Genomic DNA, 1,153 nt, shown 5'->3' on the forward strand with positions numbered 1-1,153 from the left:
CTCGTCTCCAACCGTGCCGTCCAACAGTGGCGGCACGAAGGAGTCGCCCCCAAAAGTGAGATTTGGACCTAAAATCTTTGATTTCCCTGGCGACGAGAATATTGACCTGGATTCGAAACCGCCGATTCTCATCGCCACACTGACCGGGGGCACAGACGTGGGTTTCTACGGCGACAGGACCTCGCTCGACACCCTCAATGGTGAGCCCAGACTTGCCCCTCTGCCTCCTTCAGGTTCTGATCCGAGTGAGGCCGAATGCGTTGCGGCGGTGCAGGCGAACGGCGCATATACCTTGCCTCTGACGAGGGGAGCCCGCTACTGCGCGATTTCCCGCGATGGGCGCACGGCCTATCTGCGTGCTGTCGCAGCTCCGACTGCGGGAACCATTCGGCTCGAAGTCACCGTCTGGGAAATCCCGGACTGATCCAACGGCGGGCACTCACAGGAAGGAGAACCCTGGGGGACGACTGCAGCTTGGGGGCTGTTCCCGAACGACACGGGCTCGACGGATCAACGGTCCTCACGTCGGGTTCTGCGCGGTGGTCGACCGCACTCCACGGCGGGCACAGCTCGCTGCGCTGCGCAGCCCTTCACGTAGCAAGATCCATCTGGTCAGTGTCACGGTCTGCGCTTGGGCCCGCCACCGGAGCCGAACAGTGCTCGGGGCGGGGTCACAGGGACCGGAAGCGGTGACGGTGGCCCGGTTGGCGTCGGTGAGCGCGTGGGGGATACAGGGCTTCGCTGACGGTCGGTCTACTGGGCTGCATGAAGCCAGACACTACGTACCGGGCCCCGCACGCTTAAAGACGGTGTCCTATGTGGCCGTTGGTCGTTGGGCTGTTTCATGGGGCGGGCTACGTGGAGTTGGGCCTTGACCCTTGATCCTGGACACACGAGACACTAGATCCTGAGGATCTGAGGACGGACATCTCGTGGTCATGAAGAACTATCCGCCGCAGTTCAAGGCGGACGCGGTCGCGCTGTACCAGTCGCGGCCCGAGGCGACGATCCGGCAGGTCGCTGCCGATCTGGGAATCAACCCCGAGACCTTGCGGAATTGGGTGCGGGCAGCTGGCGCGAGCCGGCCTCCAGCGCGGACAACGCGCTTGCCGAGTCCTTCAACGCGACGTTCAAACGCGAGACGCTTCAGAGC

At 63.5% G+C, this 1,153-nt stretch carries 2 protein-coding genes; both read left to right on the forward strand.

The window, feature by feature from the left end:
* Nucleotides 1-424 (forward strand): hypothetical protein (locus ACWFR4_RS49095; RefSeq protein ID WP_453658523.1); only part of this gene is annotated, 424 nt, incomplete at its 5' end.
* 514 nt (nt 425-938) lie between these two features.
* On the forward strand, nt 939-1,153 hold a 215-nt coding region (locus ACWFR4_RS49100; protein WP_453658525.1), incomplete at its 3' end, for a transposase.

The organism is Streptomyces sp. NPDC055140, assembly GCF_053607285.1.